At 51.9% G+C, this 16,690-nt stretch carries 11 protein-coding genes; 4 read left to right on the forward strand and 7 right to left on the reverse strand.

Translation table 11 applies throughout. From position 1 onward, the window contains the following. Positions 1–22: 22 nt before the first annotated feature. Positions 23–427: a hypothetical protein gene (locus NI000_RS12045; protein WP_253410806.1), complete on the reverse strand. Its 405-nt coding sequence runs from the start codon at positions 425–427 to the stop codon at positions 23–25. Between the two features lie 256 nt (positions 428–683). Here NI000_RS12045 and NI000_RS12050 point away from each other — a divergent pair, with 256 nt between their 5' ends. Further along, the gene (locus NI000_RS12050) at positions 684–1,031 is read left to right on the forward strand and encodes a helix-turn-helix domain-containing protein (RefSeq protein WP_253410808.1); all 348 of its coding nucleotides are present in this window, start codon (positions 684–686) and stop codon (positions 1,029–1,031) included. A gap of 79 nt (positions 1,032–1,110) precedes the next feature. Here the strand turns inward: NI000_RS12050 and NI000_RS12055 are convergent, their stop codons facing one another. From NI000_RS12055 to NI000_RS12065, 3 genes are read right to left on the reverse strand one after another with little or no spacing between them, the layout of a single operon-like run. Then, a complete protein-coding gene (locus NI000_RS12055) occupies positions 1,111–1,824 on the reverse strand; it encodes a DUF1963 domain-containing protein (RefSeq protein WP_253410810.1) in 714 nt (237 codons plus the stop codon). A gap of 14 nt (positions 1,825–1,838) precedes the next feature. After that, complete coding sequence (locus tag NI000_RS12060; protein ID WP_253410813.1) at positions 1,839–2,270, reverse strand: immunity 22 family protein; 432 nt, start codon at positions 2,268–2,270, stop codon at positions 1,839–1,841. A gap of 18 nt (positions 2,271–2,288) precedes the next feature. Continuing rightward, complete coding sequence (locus NI000_RS12065) at positions 2,289–2,759, reverse strand: MarR family winged helix-turn-helix transcriptional regulator (protein ID WP_253410815.1); 471 nt, start codon at positions 2,757–2,759, stop codon at positions 2,289–2,291. Positions 2,760–2,951: 192 nt separating this feature from the next. Here NI000_RS12065 and NI000_RS12070 point away from each other — a divergent pair, with 192 nt between their 5' ends. The 3 genes from NI000_RS12070 (at position 2,952) to motB (ending at position 6,157) form a co-directional block, all read left to right on the forward strand. Continuing rightward, positions 2,952–4,331: an MFS transporter gene (locus tag NI000_RS12070; RefSeq protein WP_253410817.1), complete on the forward strand. Its 1,380-nt coding sequence runs from the start codon at positions 2,952–2,954 to the stop codon at positions 4,329–4,331. 208 nt (positions 4,332–4,539) lie between these two features. Next, positions 4,540–5,331 carry a flagellar motor stator protein MotA gene (gene motA / locus NI000_RS12075; protein ID WP_253410819.1) on the forward strand — a complete coding sequence of 264 codons (792 nt, stop codon included), beginning with the start codon at positions 4,540–4,542 and terminating at the stop codon, positions 5,329–5,331. Next, the gene (gene motB / locus NI000_RS12080; RefSeq protein WP_253410821.1) at positions 5,324–6,157 is read left to right on the forward strand and encodes a flagellar motor protein MotB; all 834 of its coding nucleotides are present in this window, start codon (positions 5,324–5,326) and stop codon (positions 6,155–6,157) included. The genes motA and motB overlap by 8 nt, the downstream gene beginning before the upstream one ends. Positions 6,158–6,248: 91 nt before the next feature. Here motB and NI000_RS12085 read toward each other — a convergent pair whose 3' ends face one another. From NI000_RS12085 to NI000_RS12095, 3 genes are all read right to left on the reverse strand, one after another. After that, positions 6,249–12,683 (reverse strand): phosphodiester glycosidase family protein, encoded by a 6,435-nt coding sequence (locus NI000_RS12085; protein ID WP_253410823.1) that lies wholly within the window; start codon positions 12,681–12,683, stop codon positions 6,249–6,251. A 313-nt stretch (positions 12,684–12,996) separates the two neighbouring features. Then, on the reverse strand, positions 12,997–14,007 hold the full coding sequence (locus tag NI000_RS12090) for a helix-turn-helix domain-containing protein (protein ID WP_253410825.1): 1,011 nt from the start codon (positions 14,005–14,007) through the stop codon (positions 12,997–12,999). Between the two features lie 391 nt (positions 14,008–14,398). Next, positions 14,399–16,564: a hypothetical protein gene (locus NI000_RS12095; RefSeq protein ID WP_253410826.1), complete on the reverse strand. Its 2,166-nt coding sequence runs from the start codon at positions 16,562–16,564 to the stop codon at positions 14,399–14,401. Positions 16,565–16,690: the final 126 nt, after the last annotated feature.

A 16,690-nucleotide genomic window follows, 5' to 3' on the forward strand; every position in this document is an offset into this window, starting at 1 on the left:
GTCTGTCGTGGGAGAGCGACTTTTAGGGGGAGTCCTCGCTATGCGGCAAGGGCAGGCATGGAAGTTGAAAAACAGAGCAATATCCGCCTTCACACTCTCCCGCTGTCATTAACGACATGCGATACAAAATCGTATCGACTTTAATCAGCACCTTCGAGACCGATTCCATAGCTGGTAAATAAGCAGACCGATCATATTCAGAACAAAAGAATAAATGAACATTGATTAAAAACAATTCTGAATCTAAGTCAAGCTTAACATAGGATCGGACATGTTGGATCAGGCTCTCGACTGAAAGCTGCGGTGGGGGTAAGGTTTCGTTTATTTTTATGTACACTGCTTGAAGCATGGTTTTTAAAGCCTCATCGGCAAGTAAAACGCTTTGCCCATACAAATGACGTTGAAAAAAGAGTAAAGCCAGCTCCATCAACTGTTGCGACTTTTCATACCTATTGTGCGAATTAGTTTTAAGCATTATTGAAATACACGGGAAAGTTTTATTTTCATTTGAAACCCTCCAGTTTTAAGGATAAAGAGAAACACAGAATAAGACTCATTTTGTGTCTATTCATTCAAAATATACATACTTTTCCACGTGAAAGTCAAGTATAAGGATACTTATTGTGTCTTTTGTAGTTGGGGATTTTACAGTTTCCTATAATGAAATGAGGGGGGTGCTCTGCTTGTTCGGAAAAAGATTAGCGGAACTGCGAAACAAAAAGGGAATCAGCCAGTACGAACTAGCAGATCGGTTACAGTTCACCCGGGCTCAATTAGCCAATTATGAACAAGGCACCAGAGAACCTGATTTCCAAACGCTCGTGACGTTGGCCGACTATTTTGAAGTGAGTTTGGATGACTTGCTTGGTCGGACAAACAACGTCGCTGTAACAACCACCGAATATAAGAATGTTGTCTTTTTCGGCGAAGAGAAGGAAAATTTGACGGACGAAGAAGCCGAGTATTTGAAAGAAAATCTACTTCTGCTCCGCAAGTATAAAACACGATGGAACCATTCCAAAATGACATAAATAGCCTGTCCTATCCATCTTTCCATGGCATAGGATCAGGCTATTTTTTGTGTACGTTAATCCCGCATGCCCCGGCTACTCAATAACAGTCCCAGGTCATGCGCCATTCGTTCGTTTGCGGGTCCCGGAAAAAGTAGGCACAGCCGGAGTCGTGACCCCACATGAGGTTGCCTTTTTCCGTCGAATCGATCTGCAGCACGAACTCGAACGATTCGCCAACCGACATGCCGGGCTGGATAAAGCAAGGGTGGCCTCCGATTTTAAATCCGCCATGCAGCTCGATCAGATCATGGTAGTCCTCAATCTTGCCTTCGTCTTCCAGTTGCAGGATCAAATCCGAGATGTCCTCCGGAATGTCTCCCCCATCCCAGACGGGATAGTCTTCCACCAGCTCGCCCGGCCGCATCGGAAATGGCTTCAAATGCGAGCTCGTCTTCATCTGCTCTAACGGCGCCAGCTCTTCCAACGATGCGTATGTGCGGATCAGCCAGTTCGTTCCGTTCGGGTCTTCCTGCTGCGGATGCTTGGGCCCGAAAAAGATCGTGAGAAACGCTACATCCTTGAGCGCCTCGGGTACGTAATCGAGCGCGGACAAGTTCACTTGTCCCAAAGCCCACATCGGCGTCCCGTCCGCAAGCGTCGGCCACCTTTCGTCGCGCGCGGCAACCGTCACCTTGCCGAACCAAGGCGCAAGCGGGTCCTCCGGCGGACGAAAGCCGCCGATTTCGAATACGACGGCCGGCCGTTTCAGACGGCTTTTAATTTTTTCGATCGACTCCACGGTGTCGTTCATCTTCTAATCCCCCGCTACCTCTCTTCCGTTTCGTAAACGATTTTCGCGATGAGCGGGACAGGCTGCTCCCCGGCCTCAGAGCCACTCTCGTCCAATGAAAACAAAGCTTCGTTAACGGAGCCGTACCGCGAATCATTGCCATAGAGCACGATCACCGAAGGGTACGGCGCTATGCTCTCCCCGAGCGAATCCGGGACCCGCGGCGCAAACCGGTCCGGATCAGAGGCATAGTCCTGCTTCAAATATTGCACGAACGCCTCGCGGCTCTCCTCGTCCGGCAGCAGATGAATCTCCATAAAATCTTCGTCGATCCAGGACAGTCCTGCGCTGCTCATGAATTCGGACGGGATCGCATCCCCATCCTCCGTATATCCCGGTTCGACGAAGGCGGCAAGCTCCTCTTCCGAGCGGCAATTTGCGCCCCACATCGCCACGACATGCTTCATCCGATGTTCTCCCTCCCGTTAGCCGTCCTTGCGGGAACGCCCGCTCTCCAAGCGGCGGTTGTAATCGCTTAAGTATTGACTTAAACGAACCACCCGCTCGCTAAAATGGTCCAGCTCCTCCGGAGGCACCTGCGCAAAAATAACATCCGCGTGCTCGGAAAACTGCTGCCTCCAGGCAAACAATTGCTCCTTCCCCAGCTCCGTCAACCGGACATTCATGATGCGCCGGTCCTCTTCGGAGCGCACCCGTTCCACCCATTGCTTTTCCTCCAACTTGTCAATAAGATTGGAGGCTGCGCCGATGGTGATGCCCAGAACCTCGGCAATATCGTTGATTTTCATCGATTTCTTATGTTCCAGCTTAAAGATCAGCGCCACGGCGGACGGAGGAACCTCCACCACCGAGCTAAGCAGACACAGCGTCTGGTTCAGCTTGCGGTTCATATCCAGAAGGCTGTGCCACAACGTATTCATTGAATTCGAAGGCATAAGCGACCCACCTTAAAATCGTTCTTTTCCTTCCATACTACACTATACCCGGGACAAAAGAAAAATTTAACAAAGACCCCGTTGACAACATCCGTGCGTGTGATATATATTTTAGCACAAATACTATTTTTAGAATAGTATTATTCGAAAAGTATTCAGTTCCATTTATTCATAAGGAGGCTGCCATTTGTTATGAAGCCTGAAGCCGCAAGCCCGTCGTTTCGGGAATCGTTAATTATCCCCCTATGGGGGCTCACCGTCCTGCTGGTCGTCATGAACACGACCATGTTCAACGTTGCGCTGCCGACCGTTGCCCATGATTTGGGGCTGACCGCGACAGCCGCTTCGTGGATCGTCACCGGCTACTCGATTCTGTTCGCCATTTCGTCCATCACATACAGTCGCTTGACCGACTTCGTTCCGATCCGGACGCTGCTGATGATCGGCCTCGTGCTGCTCGGCATCGCCTCCGTCGTCGGCCTGCTGGCGCACAATTTCTACGCCGTGCTGGCCGCCCGCCTGCTCCAGGCGATCGGAGCGGCTTCCGCGCCCGGTCTCGGGATCGTTCTCGTTACCCGGTATATCCCGCTGGAGCGCAGGGGCAAATCGATGTCCGTCATTATTTCCGCGGCGTCGTTCGGCTTCGGTCTCGGCCCGATTGTCGGGGGCGCGATGACGCAGTATTTCAGCTGGAACTCGCTCTTCGTCGTAACGGCCTTGGTGCTGCTGACGATCCCTGTATTTTACCGCAATCTGCCCGAGCAGCCGTATACCCGTATTCAATTTGACGGATGGGGCGCCCTCTTCATCGGTGTCGGCGTCACCGGTCTGCTGCTCTTTCTGACGCTGCATCCTTGGTGGGCTCTGGTACTGGGAGTGCTGTCGCTGGCCGCCTTTTGGATCCGAATTCACCGGGTCGACCAGCCTTTCCTGCAGCCTTCGCTGCTGCGCAATCGGCCATATATGAATCTGACGGTGATGGGATTTGTGGCTTACGTGCTTCATTTTGCCACGTTGTTTCTCATGCCTCTCGTGATCATCCGCCTGTATGGACAAAGCTCCGCCGTCACCGGATTCCTGATTTTCCCCGGGGCGATTCTGACCGCGCTGCTCTCGCCCCGGATCGGCCGCTTGATCGACCGGCTGGGCAATACCCCGGTCATCTTGGCCGGACATGCGACCCTGCTTGCCGCCACTTTCGTTTTTGCGCTGCTCTCCACGCAGTACTTGTACGCCATCACCGCTGCGTACATGCTGATGAGCGTGTCGGTGTCCGCCATCGGATCGAGCGTATCGAACGAAATGTCGCGCATTCTCGCAAAGCATGAAATCGGCGGCGGGATGGGCATGGCGCAGCTGACGCAGTTTTTCGGCGGCGCGCTCGGCGTGGCGCTCACCGGCGCTTCGCTCGTCTGGCAGGCGTCCGCTCCGCTGCAAGCCGCTTACCGGAACATCTTCTGGGTCATGGTAGCAGTCGCTGCCGCTTCCCTGCTCGTCTCGCTAAGCTATGTCCGCGCAAGCCGCAAAACGGCTCCGCTGCCCGCTGTCGAAGAAGCCGCGAACGCCGGATGAAGCCGTATCTGTTATTTCAATATCCCGACGAGCCTCTCGTTTTCTCTTGTTGAAAACAGGGGCTCTTTCTCTTTCCCAGGTTCTAAAAAAATTTAAATTCCGCCAAGTCGATTCGGCAGGATTTGTGTCATTTTATGTCGAACTAATGAACTGCTCATCTAATTGGCATATCATGCCTGAATAAACAGAAGCGGAAGGTGTTCCTCGCGTGGAAAAATCAACTATCATCGGCATTATTCTCGCAATTATCGCAGTAGGGGTGGGCATGGTATTAAAGGGGGCAAGCCTGTCCGCATTAGTCAATCCGGCGGCCATCCTCATCATTTTCGTCGGGACGGCAGCATCGCTCTTTATCGGATTTTCGATGGAAGAGATTAAATTGTTTCCGAAATTAATGAAAATTGTGTTTACCGAGCAAAAGACGATCGCGAAAATGGAACTGATCGACATGTTCACGGACTGGGTAGCGATTACCCGCCGCGAAGGCTTGCTGGCTATGGAAAGCAAGGTGGAGGAAATCCCGGATCCGTTCTTGCGCAACGGGATGCGGATGATCATCGACGGGAACGATCAGGAGTTCGTTCATGACGTATTAATGGAAGATATACATACGATGCAGGAGCGGCATCGGACGGGCGCGCAAATTTTTACGCAAGCCGGTACCTACGCACCGACCCTCGGCGTTCTCGGGGCAGTGGTCGGTTTGATCGCGGCACTCAGCAACTTGAGCGAAATCGAGGCGCTCGGCCATTTGATCTCCGCCGCCTTCGTCGCTACACTGCTCGGCATCTTTTCGGGATACGTGTTATGGCACCCGATCGCGAATAAGCTGAAGCAGAAGTCGAAGAAAGAAGTAGAGTTGCGTCTGATGATGGTGGAAGGACTGCTTTCCATTCAGACCGGCATTTCCGCAACGGCCGTCCAACAGAAGCTTATGGTCTTCATTCCGACGTCCCAGCGGGAAAAAAATAACGACGATGCGGTGAAAGCGGATGAGTAAAAAACGACAAGAGCATCACGAAGAACACGTTGACGAATCGTGGCTGATCCCCTACGCCGACTTGCTGACGCTGCTGCTTGCGCTGTTTATCATTTTGTTTGCCGCCAGCCAGACCGACCAGAAGAAATACCAGGCCATCATGCAGTCGTTCAACTCCGCCTTTACCGGTGGGATAGGACAATTTAACTTCTCGAACCTCATTCCGCTGACGTCGGAACCGAACATCGATCAGAAGAAGTACGATCAGCCGACTAGTCCGGCGACGCCGAACGCTTCGGAGCAGCAGCAGAAGCAACAGCAGCAGATTCAGCAGCAGATGGAGAAAGAGCAGTACGACCTGCAGCAGCTTAAAGAAAAATTGGACAAGTACATCGCCGAAAACCAGTTGTCCACCCAGCTGGAAACGAAGCTGACCGAGGATCTCCTGATGCTTACGATCCGCGACAACGCCTTGTTCTCGTCTGGATCGGCCACGGTCAAGCCGGAGGCGAAGCAGCTTGCGGGCACGATCTCCGAGATGCTCGCCCAATATCCGGATTATCGGATCGAGGTCGCCGGCCATACGGATAACGTGCCGATTCGAACCGCGGCCTTTGAAACAAACTGGGATTTAAGCTCCAAGCGGGCTTTAAATTTCATGAAAATTTTGCTCGAAAACGATAAAATCGGTCCGGAGCGCTTCCGCGCCATCGGATACGGCGAGTATCATCCGATCGATACGAACGATTCCGAAGCCGGCCGTGCGAAAAACCGCCGCGTCGAGGTCAGCATCCTGCGCAGCGTGAAGTCGCCGCAAATGATTGACGCTGCTGCGAAACAGCCGTAGCCACTACGCTATCGCCGCAGCCCTGTTGAAAAGAGAAGAGCCCAACCCGCACGCTGTCGGCGTACGGATTGGGCTCTTTTTCGATTTCGGCTTACTTGTAAATCTTGTTCAAGATACGGTACATGAACACGGCGACTTCCGCTCTCGTGGCGTTTCCTTCCGGGTTCAGCGCCTGACCGTCGCCTTGGATCAGACCTTCCTTGACCATCCCGGCCAGACTGTCCGCCGCATAGGCTGCGACCTTCGCACGATCCGCGAAACCGGCTAACGCCTCGGCGCTTGCGGTCATTTTCATGTTTCTGACCGTGCTCAGCGCTCTTGCCGTGATCGTGAACATATCTTGGCGGGAAATTTTTTCTTTCGGATTGAAGATCCCGTCGCCGGTTCCTTCAACGATTTTCAGTTCCTTGGCCGTGCCCAGCGCTTCGTAATAATAGTCGCCGCTGTTCACGTCTTTGAAGTTTCCGGTTACGGATGCTTTCAGCTCCAGCGTTCGAACGAGCATGGCGACAAAGTCCGCTCGCGTAATGTTCAGCGCCGGGGCGTACGTGCTCGCATCCATGCCCTGGATGATGTCGCGCGCCGCTAAAGCCTCGATCGACGGTTTAGCCCACGCATAAGCCGCAATATCTGCAAACGTCTTGTCTACAAACGCTACGGCATATTTGCTAAAATGCTTCACTTCAAAGCGCACCGTTCCTGCTGCCGGATCGTAGATGCCGCTCGGCACCGGAAGAATACGACCCGCCGCATCGAGGTAGCGGATGACAATGCTGCCCGGGTTCTCCAGCTCTTTTGCTGTCGGCTTATACGGAATGGCAATCCGTACGACCGTATCCGGATTGTTCCATGCGCGGAACGCCCCTTTTTCTCTAACCTCCAAATTGATGATCGGGCGGCTGCCGACTTCTTTCCGCGCCTCTTCGCTTAGGGAAGACGGGTCCTCCTTGCTGATCACCAAGCTTACGAAATCGGTATCTGCTACGTTCTTGTCCTTCAGGAAGTCTGAAGGCACGGTTACGCTACCGATAGGCGTCACGATCTCGTACTTGTTGTCCGGCGCCGTTTTCGTTACCGATTTCTTAGGCAGCGACACTTCCACGTGGTTCGCGTTTTGAGCGCCTTTCACCTCGATACGGACCACTTTAGCGCCGTCGGAGTCCGACTTCGCTTCCTTCTGCGCAAGCTCCAAATCTTCCGCACGAATCTCGACTTTCGCGGTTCCCGCTTCGACCTTCGCCTCGACGGAGATGCTGCCCTGCGTTACCGTAGCCTTACCCGGCGTAACGGCCGGAGGCTGCGTATTGGTGGTGCCCGAGCTGCCCGACGTTACCGGCGTGCCGGAATCTCCGGAGCTTCCGGAATCCGAGTCGTTGTCTCGTTCTTTTACAATTAGCTCCAGCTGTGCGTATTTGGTTGGGTCCATCTGGCTGGTCGCGCGAATGAACACTTCACCCGGGTTCAATGCGGTAACCAGACCTTTGTCGGTGACATTAGCGATTCCCGCCGGACCTTCCACCGACCAGATGACGTTTTTGTTAAGCACGTTCTCCGGCAGCACTTTTGCAGACAATTGCAGCGTTTCCTCCACTTTCAGCACCGCGACCTCGCGATCCAGCCAAACCTCGCTCACTGGCGGATTGGTCGGCTTATCCGCTTCTTCTACGGTCAGCTGGAAGTCCGCATATTTCGTCGCATCCACTGCGCTCTTCGCACGGATCGTCGCGGTTCCAGGCGCAGCCGCCTTAACCAGACCACTGCCGTTGACGGTGGCAATCCCTTTCGACGATTCGCCATATACGGTCCAATAGACGGACTGGGTTACATTCGCCGGAAGAACCGTTGCATTCAACTGAAGCTCTTGCCCAACTTTCAGTTTGCCGCTCGTTTGGTCCAGCCGCACTTCTTCCACGCGAATCTCAGGCAGCCGATCCACCGTAATGACGCTGTCGGCGTATACGTTGCTCCATACGCTTGTTGCCCGAACGACGGCACTGCCTAATTTTTGTGCGGTCACCAAGCCGTCCGCTGTTACCTTAACAACATTGTCCGCAGAAGAGCTGTAAACGGACCATGTTACACTCTTGTTGCTGGCATTGGTCGGCAGCACGGTAGCCTTTAATTCAACGCTCTCGTTCACGGCCAAATTGACCTTCGGTTTATCGATCACCACCGACTGCGCCTGAATTTTGAGCAGTCTGAACTGATCCACCACGCGGTCGTTGATCGTTTTGACGACAAACTTCATCTCGTCCCCGTCGATCTCGGCAGCGACGTACATCTGCACCTGCTCGCCGTCTGTCACCTTCTGCCAATCTCTTGCCCATACTTGGTAAAACTTCGGACCGGACGAGCCGCCGACGATATACGTCGTGCCTTCGCCATCGGCCACCGGCTTTTTGTCTTTCATCGGGTAGGTCCGCACATACACGTGATCGTGACCGTTCATGACCAGATCGACTTGGAACTCGTCGAAAATCGGCGTCCAAGTGTTACGGATATGCTCGGAATCGTACATGCTGCCGAACGGTCCGCGGTGGAAAGCGACAATCTTCCACTTCTTGTCGGTTGCGGCCAAATCTTTGCGCATCCATTCCTTTTGCTGCTCGAAATCATATTCACTGTTCAGCACCACAAAATGGGCGTTCTTGTAATCAAAGGAGAAGTTGCTTCCTTTGAGACTGTCGATCCCGTTCTGCGGGTGGTTGAAGTGAGCCAGATAATCTTCCGTCTTCCGCGTACCGGTCACTTCGTGGTTGCCGACGACAGGCACCACGGTCGTTTGCAACAGGATGCCTTGAGCGGCATTGAACCACATGTTCCACTCGTTTTCCTTAAAGCCGTCCTCGACCAAGTCGCCGCCCTGTACGACGAACTCCGTATCCGGATGATCGGTCATCGCTTTTTTCAAAATATCTCCCCACAGCTTGAAGCCCGCTTCGTTCGACGCCTGGGAATCTGCCAGGAAAATGAACTTCGTGCGTTCGCCCGCGGCTGCCGCGGTCTGAAGCGACCCGTTCGGGCTGTAGTTGCCATGGCCGTCGCCCACGCGGAACACATAGTGCGTTCCCGGCTCCAAGCCATTCGCGATAGCCTTATGGACCCGCACGGTTCCCGTATCCGTCGTGTTGAACAAGTAGCTGCTGCCAGTAAACCGCTTCACGTTCGGTGCACTGAAATCCGTAAACTCCGACTTCTTCACGACCTCAACCACCGTATCGCCCGTAGCCGGGTCCGTATGCCATGTGAAGGCTTTGGAGGTCGTCGTGTCCGCTCCCATCGTCACGCTGACGTTGCTCGGAACCGGGCTGCCCGCCAGCTTCGATACTTTAAACTTCAAGATCGGGCTGTAGGAGTCGCCCTTGACCGCTTGAAGCTGGTACTCCTTCACTTCGGAAGTAAGAGCCCCCGTAATCAGCGAACCTTGAGCGTCGGTCACACCGACTTCGGCACCGCTAATGACGGTTATTTTGGCTCCTTCGACCGGAGCTCCGTTCTCGCCGACTACCTTGAACGTGGTAGGCATCCCTTGAACGACGCCGTGCTCATCCCAGCTTAGCTGCAAATGATGCTTGATGGCCGCTTCCACCGGCAAGCCGAAGAAGCCGAAGCTTGTATCGCCTTTATCTTTAAACGTAATGGTTCCCGTTTTAAAAGCAATTTTGACCGTATCCTTCGCATCAGGCTTTATCCGGTATTGAATTTGGCCGAGCAGATCCTGATCGGTCAAGCCTGCCGTATAAATATTGTTGAAATTCAACTTAACGGCGCCCGTAGCTTCATCGACCGTAGAGACGAGTTGGCTTTCCGCCAGCTTGCCGCCTTTCAATACCTTCAATCCGTCAACCTTCGCCGGATCGAAGCCGAATTCCATCGTTCCGCCCTGGATATCCGCCGCTTTCAACGCTTTAATATCGACGGTGTACGTATTTCCTGCATAGACGGTTGTCGGAGCGTCGTAAACGATCTTCGACGAGCCCGTATCTACCGTGAACGTCCATTCCTTCTCCGTAACGTTGCCGGACAAGTCTCTAATCTTGATCTTCGCCGAGTGAAGCCCGTCGGCCAGCGGCACGTTCGGCGTATAGTGAATTTGTCCTTTTGGAGGATACAGCGTATGCTGCACCAAGACACCGTCGACGTAGAAGCGGATTTTGTCCGGGTCGATCAGCGTCGTTGCCGGATGTTTCACTGGATCGTAGCCGTAATCTTCGCCAATCGCCTCGATTTTCGGCGTATTCGTCGTGACTGCGCTGCCTTCCGCAGGCTTGAAGTTTTTCAGCACAGGCGGGTCCATATCGTCATTGGTCGGCCCGTAAACCGCCCGGATCTGGTCGATGTAGAGGACGCCCGCCGTCTTGTTGTCATTTTTCGTTTCCATGTAACGCACAGGCTGATCCATGCGCAGCGGAAGCGGACGCCCCTTCGGTACGACAGCCTCCAAATATCGCCAGCCCGTAAAATCGACGCCGACCGTCTGGTCTACGTAATCAATGCCGACGGCTGATCCGTTACCGTCGCGGATTTGTCCGCGCAGCCAGTGCTTTTTCCCGTCGCCATACACCCACAAGCCGATTTTCTCCGGATAGCCGGGAATTTGAATATTGCTTTCCAGATCTTTCGCTGTTATATAAGCTCCGGAAGTCCCGATCGTTTCCGTGAAATCGTACTCCAACTTCGCCGCTTTATTGCCTAAACGGACGAAGTCCTCATTCGTTTCTTCGCTGAGTTTCATCGTCTTGTAACGTGCGCCGGATTCGGTCAAATACTTGCCCGTACCGTTCTCGAAATCCTCCAGCACGACCGGCGGAAGTCCGACCTTAACGTCCATCGACGCTTCAACATGGTTGTATTTCACGAAAATTTTGCCGCTCTGCTCCGTTGCATTTGTCGCGGTAAACACGCCGTCCGCATCGATGCTGCCGATCGGCCCCTCTACGCGCCATTCGAGCTTGTTGTTATGCGCGCGAATGAGCTGGCCGTTGCGGAGAGCGCTAACGCTCAGCGTAACTTTTTCGCCTGATGTGAAGGTTTTCACCGCGTCGGAGAACTTCAGCTCGGTCAGTTCGTTTACAACTTCCACTTGCCCTTTGCCCGTCAATCCGCCTGCGGCCGCTGTAACGTCAACCATCCCTGGTTGGTTGCCAGCGGTAAATTTCCCTATGGTATCGATCGTTCCGAGAGGAGCGTTCAGGCTCCACTCCAGCGTTCCGCCGAACGAAGCGGGATGACTGTTCGCATCCACGGCAGCCGCTTTGAACGAAACGGAAGAGCCGACCAGCACCCGCTCCAAGTTCGGCTGCACGACCAGCTTCGATGCAGCGCCTTCCGGCGCTTTGTTCACGAGCAGGAGCCCGTTCGCCGTCTTGCGCTCCGAGCCGTCCGAAGGCCGGTTCAAAATTTGCCGTTTCGTTTCGCCCGGAAGCTTGGCTACGAACGTCGCAGAACCGCCGCCGTCCAGACAAAGCGCGTTCACGGCGCCCATATCCTTCATGATCTTCGCGAGATCGTCATAAGACACGCCTTCGCTAAAGCCCGGCGCTCTGCCGTCGATTTCGATCATTATGATCGAACCGTCGGCTTTGGTGCCGATCCCGACCCGAGGGTACAAGGCTTTGTCTTCGTGGGTTTGCGCCACGCCGTCCTTCACCAGCATAAAGACGCCGCCCATCGCCATTTTGACGTCTTTCCAATCTTCTTCCAGTTCGAAGCTTGCGGTGACCTCGTCGCCGATTTGAAGTCCGACCAGCTCGGCCCTGTATTTGCCCGATGCGGACAAAACGACTTGTCCGGCCTTCAACGGCGTATTTCCTTTATCCTTATGAATCTCGGCCACTTTGAGCCTCAGACTCTTGCCGCTCTTCACTTCGCCTTCCAGCACGTCGAGCACAACCTCGTCCCCGAGATCGTTCGTCATCGTGGAGGTGTGGAAGGAAGCGGTGTACAGCATGAGCGCTTCGCTATTTTCCCGCATCCGGTTGATGTGGGAGATCGGGATCGTCTTGCCCCCGATCGTGAGCGTCCGGGTCAGCTCCGGGCTCAAGCCGTAAATCGTCGTGCCGTCGTTCTTGAGCCCGAAGGCAAGCCAGCTCCATTTTTCCGGCGGACTGGTCAGAATCTCGCCGTCCCCCATGAACAAACCAAGCGGAACGCCGGTCGCCATGTCGTAAAAGTCGCCGTTAATGGCCGCAATGACCCGGTTGCCGGGGGCGTCGGCATCGTCGGCCATTTTCGTTACGCCCTGCATCCCGTACACTTTGCCGTTTGTTTTGCCCGGTTGCAGGTCGAGCGCTGTATTTTTCGGATCAAATTCGACAGAATGAATTTTCTCCAAGCCTTGCGGCAACTTCATGTCCTGCCAGATGTACTCTGCACCCGGACCGAGCTCCATTTGACGAGAATCCAGAACTTGTCCGAATGCCGTCTGGGGACTGTCCGCCGCCAAAGCTTGTCCCAAAGGAGAAACCAAAGATAATACGATAAAAAGGTTGAGTAATAAAGCCATACTGCGTGTCTTTCGTTTCATCTCGTTTCTTTTCCTCCTCGCTGGATTCCAGTCGCCTGAACGACCTGTCCTAGTATAATATGCAAGGCAGGAAAAGTAATGAATCGATCTTATTGTTTCTGAGCCGATTTTCTTCTTAACGAAATCTTTAAAAATCCTGTGAATAAATAGCGGAACGTACGGAATCATTCTGAAGAAGCGTCAGCGTTCGCCTTTGTCTCCGGATTCTAACCACTTCATGGCTTATAGAACCAAGAATCTGGAGACAAGAGCGATCGGAAGAATGATCCGAACGAGTAGCGCTCACTTATTCACTGGACTTTTAAACGACACCTCAAATCCCAAGTCTTCTCCGGTATTCTCCTGGCGTCATATGTACGGCTTGCTTGAACACTTTATTGAAATACTGCAGCGTGTCATATCCCACTACTCCGGCCACTTCGTAAATCTTCAGGTTCGGCTGTAGCAGCAGCTCTTTGGCCTTCTCGATCCGGACGCGGTTCAAATAATTAACGAACGAATACCCCGTATACTTCTTGATCTGCACGCTGAAATAAGAGACGCTCATCCCGAAGCGCTCGCTGACCTCAGCCAGCGTATGATCGCTCCGGTAGTTCTCCCGAATATAGTCGCAGGCCCGCTTCACGTTCAGCTTCACGCTGCTATCGGCGGGCGAGGCGGACTGCGACTGGGCGATCCAGAACTCGCACAGCCTCTGGAAGTAGGCGATTGCCTCTTCTTCGCGCTCCCATGAAAAAGGCTCGTCGAAATTGAGCCCGTGTTTCTTGAGAACGTAGTGCCATTTGGCATAAAGCATGCGAAACAGGCCCAGCCGCTCCCCCTGCTGGCCCTCCTCGAAGCCTTGCATGCTCTGGATCATCTCGGCATGCTTCTGAATGACCGCGCCCGGCTGGAGAAGGTCCAGCCTCTCGAAAAATTGCTGCGCCTGAACGAATTCGCGATGTGCGGCATGGAAATACCCCACCCGCTCTTCCGCCCGCTGCAGCGCACGCCTCAGCTCTTCGGCCTTCACCGGCTTAAGCAAATAATCGATCGCGCCTGCCTGCATGGACTGTCGTACGTAGTCAAACCGCGTATTGTCGCTCAACACGATCGTTACCACGGGAATACGCTGCTCATACACCTGTCTCACCAGAGCCAGTCCCTCCAGCCGGGGGAGCATAAGATCGGTCAGAAGAAGCGTCGGCCACCCCTGCTCCATCAATCCCAAAGCTTCTATCCGGTCACGCGCCTCCCCGACGACGATATGTCCCATCTCCTGCACCATTTTTTTAATTCTCGCGCGTTTACCTGTATAAGGCTCCACAATAAGTACATGAAGCATCGCTGTTGCCCTCCCCATCCTCCTCACAATCAGGATCCGTTAGATTTGGAGTCCGCTCGTCGTCTCTAACGTTTCTTCGGTCGATTGGTTGCAGGAAGTGAGCGTCTTTGCAAAATCTTTAGAATGGGGGAATGTGGAAATTACGTTGAACTTTCAACGAAAAATAATAATATGTGGTGAATAAGCCACTAGAATCGAGAAAATATGGAAAAGACGAACTATTTTTTTACTAGCCACATGCTAGCACACGGAGAGTTAACAATTTCCAAATCCCTTCATGGTTTGCATCATAAAGATAATAATATTAAAAATACCTAAAAACCGAAATGATGCCTCCGGTTCTTTAGGTATTTGGCAAATGTAATGTGATGGAATTTATCCACTAAGGATTTTATTTATTGACGCTCTCACTTAACGATACAGAATCAATCCAGTAAGTGCCTTGTCCATTCATATCTCCTGGAGAGATTAATACAACTGCTCTTTGAGCGCCAGCTGGCGCAATTCCAGACACGGTTAGCTTGGTCCAATCTTTTGTTCCTTCAACGGAAGGGGAATACGCAATATTATTCCATATCCAAGCTCCTGTTTCGTCTTGCCAATACATCCTCAAATGGACACCTGCTCCCGTTATGCCTGATGTTTTCACATAGGCAGTTGCAACAAGAGTCTTACCTCCAATAAAAGTGCCGAAGTTACAACTTTCATACTGGAACTGGTCACCTGCACTGGCACGTATCACTTGTAATGATTGTTTCCCCTCAAATACTGCAATCGTATCTATAAAAGATTTGCCATCAGTTCCGTTATTTATAGACCAGTCTTGTATTCCTGCTTCAAAACCAGAATTCATTAAATAATTGGATGGTTGCAACTCCGTAATCTCAACCGAGTCAATCCAGTACGTTCCTTGTCCATTCATATCGCCAGGAGAGACTAGTGCAACAACGCTCTGGGCATTAGGTGGAGCGATACCGGTCACCGTTAACTTCGTCCAATCCCTTGTCCCATCTACAAAAGGGGAGTACTCTACATTGTTCCATATCCACGCTCCAAACACATCCTGCCAATACATTCTCAAATGGACACCTTGTCCCGTTATTCCAGAGGTTTTTATATATGCAGATGCTGTAAAAGTCCTTCCCCCCGTGTAAGTGCCGGAGTTGTACCCTGCATATTGAAACTGATCACCTGCACTGGCGCGAGTTACTTTTAAGGATTGTCTCCCATTAATTGCTGAAGCCGTATCTATCGCAAATGCGCCATCTTTTCCGTTATTTATGGACCAGCCGGAAACCCCTGTTTCAAAGTTCGGGTTGGTTACATAATTGCCTCCCTTTTGTGTTTCTGCCACCTCCACCGAATCAATCCAATATGTTCCTTGTCCATTCGTATCGCCGGGAGACACAAGTACAACCATTCTTTGGGCAGCAGCGGGTGCAGTTGAAGTAACGGTAAGTTTGGTCCAATCCTTTGTCCCATCTATCGAAGAGGAATGCCTTATATTTTCCCATATCCAGGACCCGGCCGCATCTTGCCAGTACGTCCTTAAATGCACACCTTGTCCCGTTATTCCTAAGGTTTTAATATAAGCAGATATTGTAAACGTTCGACCTCCAATATATGTATTATAATCATATCCTTCAAATTGAAACTGGTCGCCGGAACTGGCACGAGTTACTTTTAAGGACTGCTTCCCATTAAATACTGTTGTTGTATCTACTACAGCTGTACCATCAGTTCCGTTATTTATGGACCAGTCTGCCAATCCTTCTTCAAAACTCGGGTTCGCTAAATGACTTGCTGTTTTCAGTGTTTCTGTTATGGCTACTGCGTCAATCCAATAAGTCCCTTGTCCATTCAGATCTCCTGGTGAAACTAGTCCAACTACACTTTGGGCACCAGCGGGTGCGATTCCAGTAACGGTTAATCTGGTCCAATCCTTTGTCCCATCTACAACAGGGGAAGACTCTATATTATTCCATATCCAGGCCCCTGATGCGTCTTGCCAATACATTCTCAAATGAACACCTTTTCCCGTTATCCCCCAAGTTTTCACAAATGCTGAGAGAGTAAATGTCCTTCCCCCGATGTAAGTCCCGAAATTGTGCCCTTCATATTGAAACTGATCGCCGGCACTAGCGCGAGTTACTTTCAAAGATTGTTTCCCATTAATTGCCGAAGCCGTATCTATTGCTGATACGCCATCATTTCCGTTATTTATGACCCAATCTTCAATCCCTTTTTCAAAGCTGCGGTTAGCTAAATAGTTTCCCTGGGCGGATTTATACACTTTTTTAATAAGATTTCCATTCGAATCAAATATGTTTTTTGTCCAATGCAAGGTTCCATTTTTATGGTTCACCACTGTTTTTAATTGATTGTCAGCATCATAACTGTAGCTTGATTCTTTATCTTTTAACTGTATGGCGGAAACTTCTGAAAGTGGTGCACAACCACTCGTCTCTGCTTGAATATGTAATGGAAAATTAATTAAAGATATAACAAATACGACAAAGAATGCTGCTCTAACCAAATTTCTTCTAGATAAAGACATTTCTACGTCATCTCCTATAAGCCCCTAATGATATTGCTGGATGAGCTTTAAAGCGTGGTCCCAAAGTAGCAAGGCTTAGCGCCACACAATTTAAAACCCTAAATAAAAAAAACAAACCCCGGGCTT

The organism is Paenibacillus tyrphae (genome assembly GCF_024158745.1).
GTDB classification, from domain to species: Bacteria; Bacillota; Bacilli; order Paenibacillales; family NBRC-103111; genus Paenibacillus_G; species Paenibacillus_G tyrfis_A.

Coding starts and splice junctions, on each gene's coding strand:
- NI000_RS12045 (WP_253410806.1), bottom strand. CDS start 427: ATGGAGCTGGCTTTACTCTTTTTTCAACGTCATTTGTATGGGCAAAGC.
- NI000_RS12055 (WP_253410810.1), bottom strand. CDS start 1,824: ATGAACGACACCGTGGAGTCGATCGAAAAAATTAAAAGCCGTCTGAAA.
- NI000_RS12060 (WP_253410813.1), bottom strand. CDS start 2,270: ATGAAGCATGTCGTGGCGATGTGGGGCGCAAATTGCCGCTCGGAAGAG.
- NI000_RS12065 (WP_253410815.1), bottom strand. CDS start 2,759: ATGCCTTCGAATTCAATGAATACGTTGTGGCACAGCCTTCTGGATATG.
- NI000_RS12070 (WP_253410817.1), top strand. CDS start 2,952: ATGAAGCCTGAAGCCGCAAGCCCGTCGTTTCGGGAATCGTTAATTATC.
- motB (WP_253410821.1), top strand. CDS start 5,324: ATGAGTAAAAAACGACAAGAGCATCACGAAGAACACGTTGACGAATCG.
- NI000_RS12085 (WP_253410823.1), bottom strand. CDS start 12,683: ATGAAACGAAAGACACGCAGTATGGCTTTATTACTCAACCTTTTTATC.
- NI000_RS12090 (WP_253410825.1), bottom strand. CDS start 14,007: ATGCTTCATGTACTTATTGTGGAGCCTTATACAGGTAAACGCGCGAGA.
- NI000_RS12095 (WP_253410826.1), bottom strand. CDS start 16,564: ATGTCTTTATCTAGAAGAAATTTGGTTAGAGCAGCATTCTTTGTCGTA.